The organism is Mesorhizobium sp. M4B.F.Ca.ET.203.01.1.1, assembly GCF_004791025.1.
GTDB classification, from domain to species: Bacteria; Pseudomonadota; Alphaproteobacteria; order Rhizobiales; family Rhizobiaceae; genus Mesorhizobium; species Mesorhizobium abyssinicae.
The window spans coordinates 325,927-340,967 of sequence record NZ_SRUO01000004.1; the positions used below are offsets into that span (position 1 = coordinate 325,927).

Genomic DNA, 15,041 nt, shown 5'->3' on the forward strand with positions numbered 1-15,041 from the left:
GCGTGGAACTCCCCGCCCCGCTCCGGCAAGGCGTCGAGCGCCTGCTCGAAAATGTGCCCTTGCCGGCGCTCAAGCAGGCGGCGCGGACGCTGTCCGACCGCTACCGCGCGGAGCTGCGCGACGGCCGCCTGCACATGGCCGAGGACATGGCGGTCAAAGCCTATCTGGCGACGCGGCTGCCGGCGACCTATGCCGCCGTCCGCGCCAGCCTCGACGCGCTGGCCGAGGCAAGGCCCGAGTTCCAGCCGAGGACCTTGCTCGATATCGGCGCCGGGCCTGGCACCATGCTTTGGGCCACGATCGACCTGTGGTCCGACCTCGAGGCGGCGGTGATGCTCGAGGCGAGCGCGGCGGTGCGCAAGATCGGCCAGACGCTGGCCGCCGAGACGGTCGCCGCCAGGACGGAATGGCTCGCCGGCGACGCCACGATCGATCTCACGGATCTTCAACCCGCCGATCTGGTCACCGCCGCCTATGTGCTGGACGAGATCGTGCCGGCCTCGCTGCCCAAACTGGTTGGCCGACTCTGGCAGTTGACCGCCGACACGCTGCTGATCGTCGAGCCGGGAACGCCGGCCGGCTGGCAGCGCATCCTTGCCGTCCGCCGGCAATTGATCGAGGCCGGCGCGCATGTGCTGGCACCCTGCCCGCACGAGGCGCCCTGCCCGCTCGTCCCGCCCGACTGGTGCCATTTCTCGCGCCGCGTCGCGCGCTCGCGCCTGCATCGCCTCGCCAAGGACGCCGACGTCCCCTGGGAGGACGAGAAATTCATCTACATCGCCGCCTCGCGGCAGCCGGCGCCGGCGCGCCCGGCGCGCGTGATCGCGCCGCCGAAAGCCGGCTCCGGCAAGGTGCTGCTCAAGCTTTGCGTGCCCGACGGCAGTGCCGGCGAGACACTGTTCAGCAAGCGCGACGGCGACGCGTTCAGGATCTCGCGACGGCTGGACTGGGGCGACACGCTGGATATTTGAATGACAATTTGTTCTTTATTTGTTCTACAGCTTCGCGTAGAATCGCGGCCTTGCCGAGTCAACCGGAATCGGGGCACGGGAATTCTGTCCTGTGGACGGTTTGCCGTTCCTGTGAACAGCGGGCATCAAGGCTGATTGGCCTTCGGGTGATGCAGAAAGGTCAGCACCGACTCATCTCGTTCTTGCTATCGAGAGGTCGGGATCGAAATCGGGGATATCATGGCTGAGGCAGCGCGCAAATTCGGCGTGGCGGAGCAACCGCTCTATCGCGAGGCACCGAACAATATCGAGGCCGAGCAGGCGCTGCTCGGCGCCATCCTCGTCAACAACGACGCCTTCTACCGGGTCTCCGACTTCCTCAAGCCGGCGCATTTCCACGAGCCGCTGCATCGCCGGATATTCGAGGTGGCGGCCGAGCTCATCCGCATGGGCAAGATCGCGACCCCGATCACGCTGAAGACCTTCCTGCCGGCGGACGAAAAGGTCGGCGACATGACGGTGGCGCAATATGTCGTGCGGCTCGCCGTCGAGGCCGTCACCGTCGTCAACGCCACCGACTATGGCCGCGCCATCTACGACCTCGCCACGCGCCGCGCGCTGATCACCGTCGGCGAGGACATGGTCAACATCGCCTATGACGCCCCGGTCGACATGTCGCCGTCCGACCAGATCGAGGACGCCGAGCGGCGCCTGTTCGAGCTGGCCGAGACCGGCCGCTACGACGGCGGCTTCGAGAGCTTCACCGACGCGGTCAAAACCGCCGTCGACATGGCCAACGCCGCCTATATGCGCGACGGCGGCCTGTCCGGCATCGCCACCGGCCTGCGCGACCTCGACCGCCGCATGGGCGGCCTGCAGCCTTCCGACCTGATCGTGCTTGCCGGCCGCCCAGGCATGGGCAAGACGTCGCTCGCCACCAACATCGCCTTCAACATCGCCGAGGCCTATGTGCCTGCGCAGCAGGCCGACGGCTCGTTCAAGGCCGCCAATGGCGGCGTCGTCGGCTTCTTCTCGCTCGAAATGTCGTCGGAGCAGCTCGCCACCCGCATCATCTCCGAGCAGACCGAGATCTCGTCGTCGAAGATCCGCCGCGGCGAGATCTCGGAGATGGATTTCGAAAAGCTGGTCGCCTGCTCGCAGACCATGCAGAAGATCCCGCTGTTCATCGACCAGACCGGCGGCATCTCGATCGCCCAGCTTTCCGCCCGCGCGCGCCGCCTGAAGCGCCAGCGCGGCCTCGACCTCATCGTCATCGACTATATCCAGCTGATGCAGGGCTCCAGCGCCAAGGCCTCGCAGAACCGTGTGCAGGAAATCACCGAGATCACCACCGGCCTCAAGGCGCTGGCCAAGGAGCTCGGCGTGCCGATCATCGCGCTGTCGCAGCTGTCGCGTCAGGTCGAAAGCCGCGACGACAAGCGTCCGCAGCTCTCGGACCTGCGCGAATCCGGCTCCATCGAGCAGGACGCCGACGTGGTGCTGTTCGTCTATCGCGAGGAGTACTACCTCAAGAACCGCGAGCCGAAGCTCGGCACCGACGAGTACATCAAGTGGGAAGCCGAGATGAACGAGATGCGCGGCAAGGCCGAGGTGATCGTGGCCAAGCAGCGCCACGGCCCGACCGGCTCGGTCAGCCTCGCCTTCCACGGCGAATTCACCCGCTTCTCCGACCTCGCGGAAGAGCATCATTTGCCGGACAGGTTTGAGTAGTTTTTTGACCCGCAGTCGCGCTCCGTCACACCCCCCTCTGGCCTGCCGGCCATCTCCCCCGCAAGGGGGGAGATCGACAGCTTTGGCGGCGGTCCCTGTCCTGCAACGTCGGCGATTGGCGAAAACGGTGGCGACATCCAATCTCCCCCCTTGCGGGGGAGATGTCCGGCAGGACAGAGGGGGGTGGGCGGGAACGCCAGCCTTCCGCCATCTGCGAACGGCGCAACTGCATGGCTAAATCGCGCGTCCAGTTCATCTGCCAGAATTGCGGATCGGTGCACCAGCGCTGGGCAGGCAAGTGCGATGCCTGCGGCGAGTGGAACACGCTGGTCGAGGAAGGCACCTCCGGCGGCATCGGCTCGGGACCGGCCAACACCCGCAACGCCCGCAAGGGGCGCGCCGTGGTGCTGACCAGCCTGTCGGGCGACATCGAGGACGCGCCGCGCATCGTCTCCGGCATCGGCGAGCTCGACCGCGCCACCGGCGGCGGCTTCGTGCGCGGCTCGGCGCTGCTGGTGGGCGGCGATCCCGGCATCGGCAAGTCGACGCTGCTGACGCAAGCCGCCGCCGCGCTTGCCTCGAGGGGACACCGCATCGTCTATGTCTCCGGCGAGGAAGCCGTTGCCCAGATCCGGCTGCGCGCCCAGCGCCTCGGCGTCGCCTCGACGCCGGTCGAGCTCGCCGCCGAGACCAATGTTGAGGACATCCTGGCAACCATCGCCGACGGCAAGCGGCCCGACCTCGTCATCCTCGATTCCATCCAGACGCTGTGGACCGACCTCGCCGATTCGGCGCCCGGCACCGTCACCCAGGTGCGCGCGGCAGCGCAGGCGATGATCCGCTACGCCAAATCCACCGGTGCTGCGATCGTGCTGGTCGGCCATGTCACCAAGGAAGGCCAGATCGCCGGCCCGCGCGTCGTCGAGCACATGGTCGACGGCGTGCTTTATTTCGAGGGCGAAGGCGGCCACCACTACCGCATCCTGCGCACGGTGAAGAACCGCTTCGGCCCGACCGACGAGATCGGCGTGTTCGAGATGTCGGACAAGGGCCTGCGCGAGGTCGCCAACCCGTCAGAACTCTTTCTCGGCGAGCGTCATGCGAAGTCGCCGGGTGCCGCCGTTTTCGCCGGCATGGAGGGCACGCGCCCGGTGCTGGTCGAAATCCAGGCGCTGGTGGCGCCGTCTTCGCTGGGCACGCCGCGCCGCGCCGTGGTCGGCTGGGACGGCGCGCGGCTGTCGATGGTGCTCGCCGTGCTCGAAGCCCATTGCGGCGTGCGCTTCGGCCAGCATGATGTCTATCTCAACGTCGCCGGCGGCTACCGGATCAGCGAGCCGGCTGCCGATCTGGCGGTCGCCGCCGCCCTGGTTTCCTCGCTCACCGGTCTTGCCCTTCCCGCCGATTGCGTCTATTTCGGCGAGATCAGCCTGTCGGGTGCGGTGAGGCCGGTTGCGCATGCGCAGCAGCGCCTCAAAGAGGCCGAAAAGCTGGGTTTCGGTAGTGCGGTCCTGCCCTTGGGCAGCGAGGAACTTGTCGGTGGCAATGGCGCTGGGGGGATCGGGGCCGGCGCTTTCCAGCCCACCGAGCTTGCCGACCTCGTGGCGCGTATAGCCGGCTCACGGCGCAACCGCGCCGAGGAGCAAGAATGACGCGGCTCGTCGAGCGGTAAAGACATCGAGCGCTGAAGACATGGAGTGGGGCGAAGGACATGCCGATTACGCTGCTTGACGGAATTCTCGTCGGCTTCACCCTGGTCTCGGCGATGCTTGCCATGGTGCGCGGCTTCTCGCGCGAGGTGCTGTCCATCGTCTCCTGGGTGGCGGCGGCCGCGGCGGCCTTCTTCTTCTACAAGCCGGTGCTGCCCTACGTTCAGCCCTATGTCGACAATGACAAGATCGCCATGGCGGCGGCCGCCGGCGTCGTCTTCGTCATCGCGCTGATCGTCGTTTCGGTCATCACCATGAAGCTCGCCGACTGGATCATCGATTCCCGTATCGGCGCCCTCGATCGCACACTCGGCTTCCTCTACGGCGCGGCGCGCGGCGTCCTGGTGGTCGCGGTGGCGCTCTTGTTCTTCAACTGGCTGGCCGGCGCCAAGGCGCCCGGCTGGGTCGCCAACGCCAAGTCGCGGCCGCTGCTGGAGACGATCGGCGCCAAGCTCGAAAGCCTGCTTCCCGAGAACACGGAAGACCTCGTCAACAAATACACGCACAAGGGTGCGCCCGCGACCGAGACGCCGGTGGCACCCGGCGCGACGACCGATCAGCCGGCGGCCGAACCGCCGGCAAACGGCGACGATGCCGATGCGCCGGCCGACGACAGCGAAGGCGAAGCGCCGGCCGACAACGCGCCGGCTCCGGCTCCCGCCAGCCCGGCGCCGGCAAACTGATCCCGGACAAACGGGCGCCCGCGGCAAGGCGGGCGCTTCCCCGGGATTGACGTTGGTGTGAACGCCGCAAGGCATGCGTTGCTTTCGACGAGCGATCGCCTTATATGGCGATTTTAGCGGAGCTTGAGCCCCCATGGCAGTTTCGAAGGCAGACGCAGGCGACGTGCTTTCCGCCGAGGCCGACGACCATTTCCACGACGAGTGCGGCGTGTTCGGCATTTTCGGCCGGCAGGATGCGGCGGCGATCGTCACACTCGGCTTGCACGCGCTGCAGCATCGCGGCCAGGAAGCCGCCGGCATCGTCTCTTATGACGGCAGTCAGTTCCATGTCGAGCGCCATGTCGGCCTGATCGGCGACACCTTCACCAAGCAGCGCGTCATCGACAGCCTGCAGGGCAATCGCGCCATCGGCCACACCCGCTACGCCACCACCGGCGGCGCCGGCCTGCGCAACATCCAGCCCTTCTTCGCCGAGCTCGCCGAGGGCGGCCTCGCCGTCGCCCACAACGGCAACCTCACCAATGCGCTGACCGTGCAGCGCGCGCTGCAGAAGCAGGGCTCGATCTTTTCCTCGACCTCCGACACCGAGACGCTGCTGCACCTGGTCGCCACCAGCAAGGAGCGTGACCTGAATTCGCGCTTCATCGACGCGGTGCGCCAGGTCGAAGGCGCCTTCTCGCTTGTCGCCATGACGGCCAAGAAAATGATCGGCTGCCGCGACCCGCTGGGCATCCGCCCGCTCGTGCTGGGCGACCTCGATGGCGCCTGGATCCTCGCCTCCGAGACCTGCGCGCTCGACATCATCGGCGCCCGCTTCGTGCGCGACCTGAAGCCCGGCGAGATGGTCGTCATCACCTCCAAGGGCATCGAGAGCCTGTTCCCGTTCGAACCGCAGAAGACCCGCTTCTGCATCTTCGAATATGTCTACTTCGCGCGGCCGGATTCCTCGGTCGAAGGCCGCAACGTCTATGAGGTGCGCAAGCGCATCGGCGCCGAACTGGCGCAGGAAAACCCGGTCGAGGCCGACATCGTGGTGCCCGTGCCGGATTCCGGCACGCCGGCCGCGATCGGTTTCTCCCAGGCCGCCGGCATCCCCTTCGAGCTTGGCATCATCCGCAACCACTATGTCGGCCGCACCTTCATCCAGCCCGGCGATTCGATCCGCCATATGGGCGTCAAGCTCAAGCACAACGCCAACCGCCGCATGATCGAGGGCAAGCGCGTGGTTCTGGTCGACGATTCGATAGTGCGCGGCACCACCAGCCAGAAGATCGTGCAGATGGTGCGCGACGCCGGCGCCAAGGAAGTGCATATGCGCATCGCCTCGCCGCCGACCAGCGCGTCGTGCTTCTATGGCGTCGACACGCCGGAGAAGTCGAAGCTGCTCGCCTCGCGCATGTCGGTCGAGGAGATGGCCGAATTCATCCGTGTCGATTCCCTCGGCTTCCTGTCGATCGACGGGCTCTACCGCGCCGTCGGCGAGGCCGGGCGCGACAACGACCAGCCGCAGTTCTGCGACGCCTGCTTCACCGGCCAGTACCCGACGCGCCTGCTCGACTTCGAAGGCCACGACAATGTGCGCACGCTGTCGCTGCTGGCGACAAGCGGAGCGTAGGCCGGACCACCTCACGGAAGCTCTCGCATGACCCTCGACCTCTCCGGCCGCCTGGCGGTCGTCACCGGCGCTTCGCGCGGCATCGGCTATTTCATGGCCAAGGAACTGGCTGCCGCCGGCGCGCATGTGATCGCGGTCGCACGCACAGTCGGCGGGCTCGAGGAGCTCGACGATGCGATCAAGGCCGAGCACGCCAGGACCGGCAAGGGCGAGGCCACGCTGGTGCCGCTCGACCTTGCCGACATGGCCGGCATCGACCGGCTGGGCGGCGCCATCCACGAGCGCTGGGGCAAGCTCGACATCCTCGTGGCGAACGCCGCCGTGCTCGGCGTCATCACGCCGATCGGCCATGTCGAAGCCAAGACCTTCGAGAAGGTGATGACCATCAACGTCACCTCGACCTGGCGGTTGATCCGTTCGGTCGATCCGCTGCTGCGTCTTTCCGACGCCGGCCGCGCCATCATCATGTCCTCCAACGCGGCACACTCGGCGCGCGCCTTCTGGGCGCCTTACGCTGCTTCAAAGGCGGCGGTCGAGACGATGATGCGCTCCTGGGCGCATGAGACGCAGGGCCTGCCGCTCAGGGTCAACGCGGCCGATCCCGGCGCCACCCGCACCGCCATGCGCGCGCAGGTCGCGCCGGGCGAGGATCCGGAGACCTTGCCGCATCCGTCCGAGATCGCCAGGCGCATCGTGCCGCTGGCCAGCCCGGAACTGAAGGAAACCGGCCTGATCTTCCAGGCCAAGCACAACCGCTTCGTCACCTACCGGCAACCGGAATAAACCGAGCTCGAGACGGATTAAATACGCCTGCGGCAACGTTCTTCGAATGTAGAACATTCGAAACCGGAGGACCGCCATGCGTAGACTTATTCTCGTTGCCGCCGCCGCACTTACCGCCGCTACCGCCGGCACGGCGCTGTCGCAAGACGCAAAGATGAGTTTCTTCGTCACCAGTGTCGGCTCCGGCAAGGGCGCCGATCTCGGTGGGCTGAAGGGCGCCGACGCGCACTGCGCGTCGCTGGCGGAGGCAGCCGGCGTCAAGGGCAAGACCTGGCATGCCTACCTGTCGACCGGCGCCGAGGATGCGCGCGACCGCATCGGCAAGGGTCCGTGGGTCAACGCCAAGGGCGTCAAGATCGCCGACGATGTCGCCTCGCTGCATGGCGATGCAAACGCCATCAGCAAGGAGACGGCGCTCAACGAGAAGGGCGAGGTGGTCAACGGCCGCGGCGACAAGCCGAACCGCCATGACGTGCTGACCGGCTCGAAACCCGACGGCACGAAGATCGCCGACCAGACCTGCGGCGACTGGACGATGAGCGGCGCGGAGGGGGTGGCCATGATGGGCCATCACGACCGCACCGGGCTCGACGATTCGGCAGCCGCCAAGTCATGGAATTCCTCGCATGCCTCGCGTGGCGGCTGCAGCCAGGAGGCGCTGAAGGGCACCGGCGGCGACGGCCTGTTCTATTGCTTCGCCGTCGAATGACCGCTGGAGAGCGGGGCTGACATCACGCGGCTGTGATGTCGCGCGCATGCACCGCAGGCCGGGCGAGCTTTCACCGCTCGCCCGGAGTTGCTAGGATCGGCCGACTCTCCCACACCAACATAGTGAGGAATTCCCATGGCTGCTCCCAGCGTAGCATTGGTCTGGTATCTGGTGATCGCCGGCCCACAGGGCGGCATGGTGGTGCTGCCCAGCACCTTCGACACCCGCGAACAGTGCACCAACGCCGTCACCGAATACCAGAAGCAGCCGACCCCTCAGGGATGGGCGGTGCAGTGCGTGCCGAGCGCCTCGCCGTTCACCGACGAAGGGGATGCCGAAGAGCCTTCGGCACAGTAGCTTCAGCGCCGTGCGCTGACCGTCAGTTGCGGCTTGTTGCTGATGGTCTGGAACACCACACAATAGCGTTCGGTGAGTTTGAGCAGCGAATCGATACGCTCCTGCGGCTCGTCGGTGTCGAGATCGAAACTGAGCCGGATTTCGCGGAAGCCGACCGGTGCGTCCCTGGCGACGCCCAGCGTGCCGCGAAAGTCGAGATCCCCCTCCGCCTGCACGGTGGCATTGCCAAGCTTGAACTCCAGCGCCGTCGCCACCGCCTTCAGGGTAACGCCGGCGCAAGCGACCAGCGCCTCCAGCAGCATGTCGCCGGAGCAGAGCTCGAGCCCGGAGCCGCCGGTCGCCGGATGAAGGCCGGCGATGGCCAGCGCCCTGCCCGTCTCGACCTTGCAGGCGATCGACTGGTCGTCGACCGAGCCCCTTGCCCTAAGCGTGATCAGCGCGCGCGAGGCATCCTCTCGATAGGCGTCCTTCAGCGGCGCCTGCATGGCCTTGAGTGCGGTCGCGTCCATTTGCGCTCCTTTCGATATTCTTTGGTGGTTGATAGCACATTATTCCAGCTTGGGTTCCTTTCCCCCGCCCTAGGCGAGGCGAGGAACCCAAGTGTCGAGACGCCCCCTTTGACTTCGACAGGCTCAGCCATACCTATGCGGAAGTCGTTCCCGCGGAGGCGTCATGCGGTTCAAGCTGAAACTCGTTCCCCTCGCCCTGCTGTTGCTTGCCGCGTTCGCGCCGGCTGGTCTCGCCGAAACGCCGGAACGGCCGGCGCCCGCGGGCGGCGTGCTGTCGCTCCTGCCACAGCCGCAGACGACGAACCACTCGATCACCATCGCCGGGCGCAAGCTGGACTATCAGGCTAAGGCCGCCACCCTGTCGCTGCTCTCCGGCAAGGGCGATGTCACAGCCGAGATCTTCTACGTCGCCTACACGCTGCGGCCATCGGAGGGCGAGGCGAAGGCTGCCCCTCGCCCCATCACCTTCGTGTTCAACGGCGGGCCGGGCGCGGCCTCCGCCTATCTGCATCTCGGCGCGCTCGGGCCGCGCGTCGTCATGACCGGTGCAGCTGGAGAATTCCTGCCCTCACCGCAAAAGCTCATCGACAATCCCGACAGCTGGCTCGACATGACCGACCTCGTCTTCGTCGATCCGGTCGGGACCGGCTACAGCCGCGAGGCGCCCGGCCAGGACACGCACGATTTCTGGGGCGTCAGCCAGGACGCCAGCTCGATCGGCGCCTTCATCCGGCTCTATCTCGCCCAGAACGGCCGCACCGGGTCGCCGCTTTTCCTTGCCGGGGAAAGCTATGGCGGGTTCCGTGCGGCGCTGCTTGCCCGCACGCTGCAGGAGGATGTCGGCATCAGCCCGAACGGCATCGTGCTGATCTCTCCGGCGCTGGAGTTCATGCTAGTGCAGCCGGACGAATTCGAGCCGCTGCACTGGGCGCTCGAACTGCCCTCGCTGGCGGCGGTGCGCCTCAGCAGCGAAGGCGTCAGCGGGGATGCGTTGCGGGAAAGGCTCGCCGAGGTCGAGCATTATGCCATGGGCGACTACCTCACCGCTTTGACCAGCGGGCTGGAACAAGGCGGAAAGCTGGCGAGCCAGCGCGTGGCTGATATCACCGGACTGCCGCTCGAGCTCGTCCAGCACAATTTCGCCCGCGTCCCGACCGGCCTGTTCGCGCGAGAATTCGCCCGCGCCAAAGGCAAGGTGCTGAGCCCGTATGACGGCATGATCGGCACGGCCGACATCGCGCCAGAGAGCGGACGCATCGCAGGACCCGATCCCGTGCTCGACCGCAGTGTGCCGGCGCTGACCTCGGCCTTCGTCGGCTATGTCCGCGACGAGCTCAATTTCCACGCCGACATCAGCTACCGGCTGCTCAATGGCGAGGTCACCCACAATTGGGACTACGGCACCTCGCGGCAAGGCTATGCCGGCGTGATGGATGATCTGCAGCGGGCGCGTTCACTCAACCCCGCGCTCGGCGTCGTCATCGTCAACGGCTACACCGACCTCGTCACGCCCTATCTCGCCTCGCGTTATCTGGTGAATCAGGTTCCGCCGCTTTCCGACGCAAAGCCTATCCGCCTCGATGTCGTCGAGGGCGGCCACATGATGTATTTCAGGGCGGACGGAAGGCGAGCGCTGAAGGAGGCGGCCGCGGAGCTTTATCAGGCAACGCAGTGAGGCCTGCGGCTCACGAACAGGTTTCGCTGCCGGCCGTTGACGGACGGCGCCCGGAAAGGGCTTCGACCGCGTCTTCGATGCCGACAGGCTGCCTCTCGACGTCCTCCAGATACAGTCGCCCGCTTACGATCCGATCGTCGACGATCTCGAACAGGGTGACCCCGCGCACCTCGAAGGGTTTTCCGTCGCGGCGAGTGCCGGACCAATGCCATTCGGTCCAGGTCGTGTCGCCGTCCCGGACCGAGCGCATGACCGTCGCATGGAAGTCAGGTATCCCTGCGAACATGGCCTCCCAGTTGGCGCGCATCTGGTCGCGGCCAACGAAGGCTCTGCCCGGGTGCGTCGGCTGTTCGCTTCGATAGTTCTCGTGGATGAGAGCGGCGACAGCGTCGAGCTGATGCGCGTTCATCGCCCTCACCAGTCGATCGATCACGTCAGTCATCGAAGCTTCCGGACCTATGCAGCGCACGCATTGGCGCGCCTCTCCATAGTCCACTGCCGGGGTCAGCCGCGCCGATCAATCCGCGAGTTGCAAAATTACCTGAACGGGCGATGACCGTCCAGCATTGCAAGACGTCGAACATCCGTGTGCCGCAAGCGTCAGGTGAATGCAGGCCGCCAGGCCTGTGCCCCAACGCAAGGCCGGAGCTGGCGTAGCGCCGTGCGGGCCATCGCCCGTATAGGCTGATCCTGTTGGGCCAAGGGGTTTGGCTCAATGCAAGCAACGTCCGCAAAGCGGTGCCGCATGGCCGATGTCGCCATTCTCGATAGCCGCGAAAGGGTGCTGGCCGGCATCCTCCTGACCGGCGGCGCCTATTTCCTGTTTTCGGCGCAGGACGCAGCGATCAAGCTGCTGGTCGTCGGCATCAGCGTCTGGCAGATCATGTTCTTCCGCTCGGTCACCATCCTTGCCGCCTGCGCGGCGATCGGCGGGCGGCGCCTGTTCACCGATACTGCGCGCTCGCCCATCGTGCGGCCGATGCTGGTGCGCAGCGCCTTCACGCTGGCGGCCTGGCTTTGCTACTACAATGCCGCCCGCACCCTGCAGCTCGCCGAGCTCACCACCATCTACTATGCCGCTCCGATCATCGTCACCGTGCTGTCGGTGTTCATGCTTGGCGAGAAGGTGCCGCTGCTGCGCTGGCTGGCGGTGCTGATCGGCTTTGCCGGCGTATTCGTCGCCTGCGATCCGACCCATCTCGGCATCTCGCTGCCGATGGTCCTGGTGCTGGCCGCGGCCCTGCTTTGGGGCATCGCCGTCGTGCTTTTGCGCAAGATAGCGATGCAGGAGCGCACGACGATCCAGCTCGTGCTCAACAATTTCTACTTCCTGCTCTTCTCCGTGGCGCCGGCGCTGATCTGGTGGCGGACGCCCGACGGCGGCCAGTTGCTGCTTCTGGCCAGCGTCGGTGCGCTCGGCGGCATGGCGCAGTATCTTCTGTTCGAAGGCATGAAAAGGGCGCCGGTGTCGATCGTGGCGCCGTTCGAGTACACGTCGCTGGTCTGGGCCTTCGCGCTCGGCTTCGCCATCTGGGGCGACGTGCCGCGCCGCGAGGTGTTCCTTGGGGCGGCGCTGATCGTCGCCGCCGGCCTGCTCGTCATCGGCAACGAGCATTTCCGCAAACGGCTCTAGCATGACAACTGACGGAACCATGCCGGTAGGGCGACGTAGACTGAGGACATGACCGATTCCCTCGAGATGACTGATACATTGGCCGATGGCGCGACGAGCGCCGCCGAGCGAACCTTGGGCATCGTCCTGGTGTCGGCTTCCGCCGTCGTGTTCGGCCTCACCGGCGTGCTGACAAAATCGATCCACGCCGATCCGCTGACGATCACCTGCTGGCGCGGTTTCGTCGGCTCGATCCTGATCACGCTTTATGTGCTGTGGCGGCGGCGCCGCTCCGGCGGGCGCGAAAGCCTGCGGCTCGGCTGGCGCGGCTGGCTGCTGGCGCTGGAAGGCGCAGCCGCCAGCATCGCCTTCATCGCGGCGTTCAAATTCACCTATGTCGCCAATGTCGCCGTCATCTACGCGACCTCGCCTTTCATCGCCGCATTGCTCGCCTTCCTGCTGGTGCGGGAAAAATTCCGGCTGCAGACGATGCTTGCCGCCGCCGTGTCGCTGTGCGGCGTCGGCATCATGGTGTGGTCGGGCTTCGGCACCGGCCATCTCTTCGGCGATGGGCTGGCGCTGCTGATGACAACCGGCAGCGCGCTCTACATGATCATGGTGCGCGCCTTCCGCGACACGCCTGTTGTGTGGGCTGGCGCGGTGTCGGCCTTCCTTCTGTTCGTCCTCGGCTGGTTCGTCACAGATCCGCTGGCGGTCTCGGCACGGGATGCGCTGCTGCTGGCCACGTTCGGCGGCTCCTTCGCGCTGGCGTCGATCCTGTGGACGGAAGGTTCGCGGCTGATCCCGGCGTCCGAATCAGGCCTGCTCGGCTCGGCCGAAGTGCCGTTCGCGATCGCGTTCGCTTTCCTGTTCCTCGGCGAGATCCCGCCGGCCGCCAGCATAATCGGTGGCGCGATCGTGCTTTGCGCGGTGTTTGCCCATGCCGGGCGCGACTGGCTGGCGGCAGGGCGCGCGGCCAACTGAAAAATATTTTTCGGGTCATGGAACCATCATCGGGCCCGCGCATTGTTGCTGTGGCGGATCACCCCCAAGTCCCCCCAAACCCCTCGATCCGCCCTCCTTAGAAGCCGACCGCAAGGTCGGCTTTTTCTTTGCGCGGCGATCAGGCTGCGGACGATGCCAGACCGGCGCTCAAAAGCGTCGCCAGATCGCGCGCCGGCCGCCCGGCGTTCTGACCCAGCCGGATGGCGAACTCGGCGGTCGGAACCGGCGGCAGCGCAAACTCGCGCGGGGCTTCGACGATGCCGGAATGGGCAAAGCGCGCCGTGCGCAAGGTCAGCGCGATGCCGGCATTGACCGCCGTGCGCACTCCGGCAAGGCTGGCGCTGCCGGCGGCGATGCGGTAGCGGCGGCCCGCCGCGTCGAGGGCGGCGAGCGCCGCTTCGCGAAAGCCGCACTGCGGGTCGAGCAGCGCCAGCGGCAAGACGTCTTCGCGCGCGGCGAGCCCCTTCTGCGAGCAGAGCCAGAGCATCGGCTCGCCGATCACGGCAACCTCGTCGGGGCCCGGTGACTGGCGCATGGTGATCGCCAGATCGAGATCGCCGGCCTGCAGCGCCTGTCCGAGCTCGATGGAGCGGCCGACGCGCAATTCGATCCGGACGCGCGGATGGCTGACGGCGAAGGCGCGCAGCAGTTCCGGCAGGCCGCGATCAGCGAAATCCTGCGTCGTGCCGACGGCGAGGCGGCCGTCGGCACGCGCGCCCTTCAGCGCCAGCAAGGCCTCGGTGTGGACGGCGAGGATGCGCCTGGCATGGCCGACCAGATCCTCGCCGGCCGGCGTCAAGCCGCGCCCCCTGCCCTGGGGAGCAAGCAGCGGTTCGCCGACGATCTCCTCCAACCGCTGCATCTGCGCCGTCACCGCCGGAGGCGAGCGGCCGACGGTGGAAGCCGCCTTCGCCAGCGAACCGCCATCGACGAAAGCAAGGAAGGTTTTGAGAAGGTCTGGGTCGAGCGTTTGCATAGTTCGATGATATCGAATCTTTTCTTCAAAACAATTCGATTTTTTTGATTCGAGGCTCGTGACATGGTTTCTTCCAAGGGCGAGGAAGCGCCGCTCACAACGAGGAGAAAGAAAATGCCGATCATCAATGTCAGCGTCACCGGCAAGCCCGACGCCGCACTCTCTGCCGCCATCGCCAGGGAGGTGACCGAGCTCACCGCGACACATCTGCGCAAGGATCCGACCATCACCGCGGTCGCGATCAGCTATTTCGATCCCCAGCACTGGTTCGCCGGCGGCAAGTCGCTCGCAGAGCACGGCACCAACACCTTCTGGCTCGACATCAAGGTGGTCGACGGCACCAACACCAAGCTGGAGCTCGAGGCCTATCTCAAGGCGATCTTCGCCGCCTTCGGCCGCCTGCTGGGTGGCGTCCACGAAGAAAGCTATGCCTTCGTGCACGAAGTGCCGGCAGCCGCCTATGGCTATGGCGGCAAGACGCAGGAGTTCCGCTTCATCAGCGGCAGGTTGAACGCGGCGTAAAGAGCGCTCCCCCTTCTCCCCCTTGCGGGAGAAGGTGGCTCGGCGCGTAGCGCCGAGACGGATGAGGGGTGTTGGAAGAAACTCGACCTCGAAAACTCCAATGTTTTTAGGCACCTACGTCTTCAAAACAGTGATCCGTCCAACACATCTCATCCGACCGACCTTCGCTCGGCCACCTTCTCCCACAAGGAGAGAAGGCCAGAGGGCA

The 15,041-nt window shown here is 66.3% G+C and carries 15 protein-coding genes; 12 read left to right on the forward strand and 3 right to left on the reverse strand.

Annotated elements, in window-relative coordinates:
• Positions 1-2: 2 nt before the first annotated feature.
• From EN846_RS11470 to EN846_RS11510, 8 genes are all read left to right on the forward strand, one after another.
• Complete coding sequence (locus tag EN846_RS11470) at positions 3-971, forward strand: small ribosomal subunit Rsm22 family protein (protein ID WP_127310953.1); 969 nt, start codon at positions 3-5, stop codon at positions 969-971.
• A gap of 219 nt (positions 972-1,190) precedes the next feature.
• Positions 1,191-2,681: a replicative DNA helicase gene (locus EN846_RS11475; protein WP_127285617.1), complete on the forward strand. Its 1,491-nt coding sequence runs from the start codon at positions 1,191-1,193 to the stop codon at positions 2,679-2,681.
• 230 nt (positions 2,682-2,911) lie between these two features.
• Positions 2,912-4,330: a DNA repair protein RadA gene (gene radA, locus EN846_RS11485; RefSeq protein WP_127285618.1), complete on the forward strand. Its 1,419-nt coding sequence runs from the start codon at positions 2,912-2,914 to the stop codon at positions 4,328-4,330.
• 59 nt (positions 4,331-4,389) lie between these two features.
• Positions 4,390-5,070: a CvpA family protein gene (locus EN846_RS11490; protein ID WP_127285619.1), complete on the forward strand. Its 681-nt coding sequence runs from the start codon at positions 4,390-4,392 to the stop codon at positions 5,068-5,070.
• A 133-nt stretch (positions 5,071-5,203) separates the two neighbouring features.
• Positions 5,204-6,685, forward strand: a complete 1,482-nt coding sequence (gene purF / locus EN846_RS11495; protein ID WP_127287302.1) for an amidophosphoribosyltransferase — start codon at positions 5,204-5,206, stop codon at positions 6,683-6,685.
• A gap of 27 nt (positions 6,686-6,712) precedes the next feature.
• Positions 6,713-7,468 carry an SDR family NAD(P)-dependent oxidoreductase gene (locus EN846_RS11500; protein WP_127310954.1) on the forward strand — a complete coding sequence of 252 codons (756 nt, stop codon included), beginning with the start codon at positions 6,713-6,715 and terminating at the stop codon, positions 7,466-7,468.
• A 76-nt stretch (positions 7,469-7,544) separates the two neighbouring features.
• Positions 7,545-8,177 carry a hypothetical protein gene (locus EN846_RS11505; RefSeq protein WP_127392711.1) on the forward strand — a complete coding sequence of 211 codons (633 nt, stop codon included), beginning with the start codon at positions 7,545-7,547 and terminating at the stop codon, positions 8,175-8,177.
• Between the two features lie 135 nt (positions 8,178-8,312).
• Entirely contained in the window at positions 8,313-8,534 is a 222-nt protein-coding gene (locus EN846_RS11510) for a hypothetical protein (RefSeq protein ID WP_127286733.1), read from the forward strand.
• A gap of 2 nt (positions 8,535-8,536) precedes the next feature.
• On the opposite strand, the gene EN846_RS11515 is transcribed toward EN846_RS11510, so the two are convergent.
• On the reverse strand, positions 8,537-9,043 hold the full coding sequence (locus tag EN846_RS11515; protein WP_127286734.1) for an OsmC family protein: 507 nt from the start codon (positions 9,041-9,043) through the stop codon (positions 8,537-8,539).
• Positions 9,044-9,206: 163 nt separating this feature from the next.
• Between EN846_RS11515 and EN846_RS11520 the strand changes: the two genes are divergently transcribed.
• Positions 9,207-10,718 carry a peptidase S10 gene (locus tag EN846_RS11520; protein ID WP_127392712.1) on the forward strand — a complete coding sequence of 504 codons (1,512 nt, stop codon included), beginning with the start codon at positions 9,207-9,209 and terminating at the stop codon, positions 10,716-10,718.
• 10 nt (positions 10,719-10,728) lie between these two features.
• Here EN846_RS11520 and EN846_RS11525 read toward each other — a convergent pair whose 3' ends face one another.
• Entirely contained in the window at positions 10,729-11,160 is a 432-nt protein-coding gene (locus EN846_RS11525; RefSeq protein ID WP_127286736.1) for a nuclear transport factor 2 family protein, read from the reverse strand.
• Between the two features lie 303 nt (positions 11,161-11,463).
• Here EN846_RS11525 and EN846_RS11530 point away from each other — a divergent pair, with 303 nt between their 5' ends.
• Together EN846_RS11530 and EN846_RS11535 are read left to right on the forward strand one after the other, a co-directional pair.
• Positions 11,464-12,351 carry a DMT family transporter gene (locus EN846_RS11530; RefSeq protein ID WP_127286737.1) on the forward strand — a complete coding sequence of 296 codons (888 nt, stop codon included), beginning with the start codon at positions 11,464-11,466 and terminating at the stop codon, positions 12,349-12,351.
• A 48-nt stretch (positions 12,352-12,399) separates the two neighbouring features.
• Positions 12,400-13,314, forward strand: coding sequence for a DMT family transporter (locus EN846_RS11535; protein ID WP_245509040.1), 915 nt, complete (start codon positions 12,400-12,402; stop codon positions 13,312-13,314).
• A 139-nt stretch (positions 13,315-13,453) separates the two neighbouring features.
• On the opposite strand, the gene EN846_RS11540 is transcribed toward EN846_RS11535, so the two are convergent.
• Positions 13,454-14,311: a LysR substrate-binding domain-containing protein gene (locus EN846_RS11540; RefSeq protein ID WP_135858058.1), complete on the reverse strand. Its 858-nt coding sequence runs from the start codon at positions 14,309-14,311 to the stop codon at positions 13,454-13,456.
• A 114-nt stretch (positions 14,312-14,425) separates the two neighbouring features.
• Between EN846_RS11540 and EN846_RS11545 the strand changes: the two genes are divergently transcribed.
• Positions 14,426-14,833, forward strand: a complete 408-nt coding sequence (locus EN846_RS11545) for a 4-oxalocrotonate tautomerase family protein (protein ID WP_127310845.1) — start codon at positions 14,426-14,428, stop codon at positions 14,831-14,833.
• Positions 14,834-15,041: the final 208 nt, after the last annotated feature.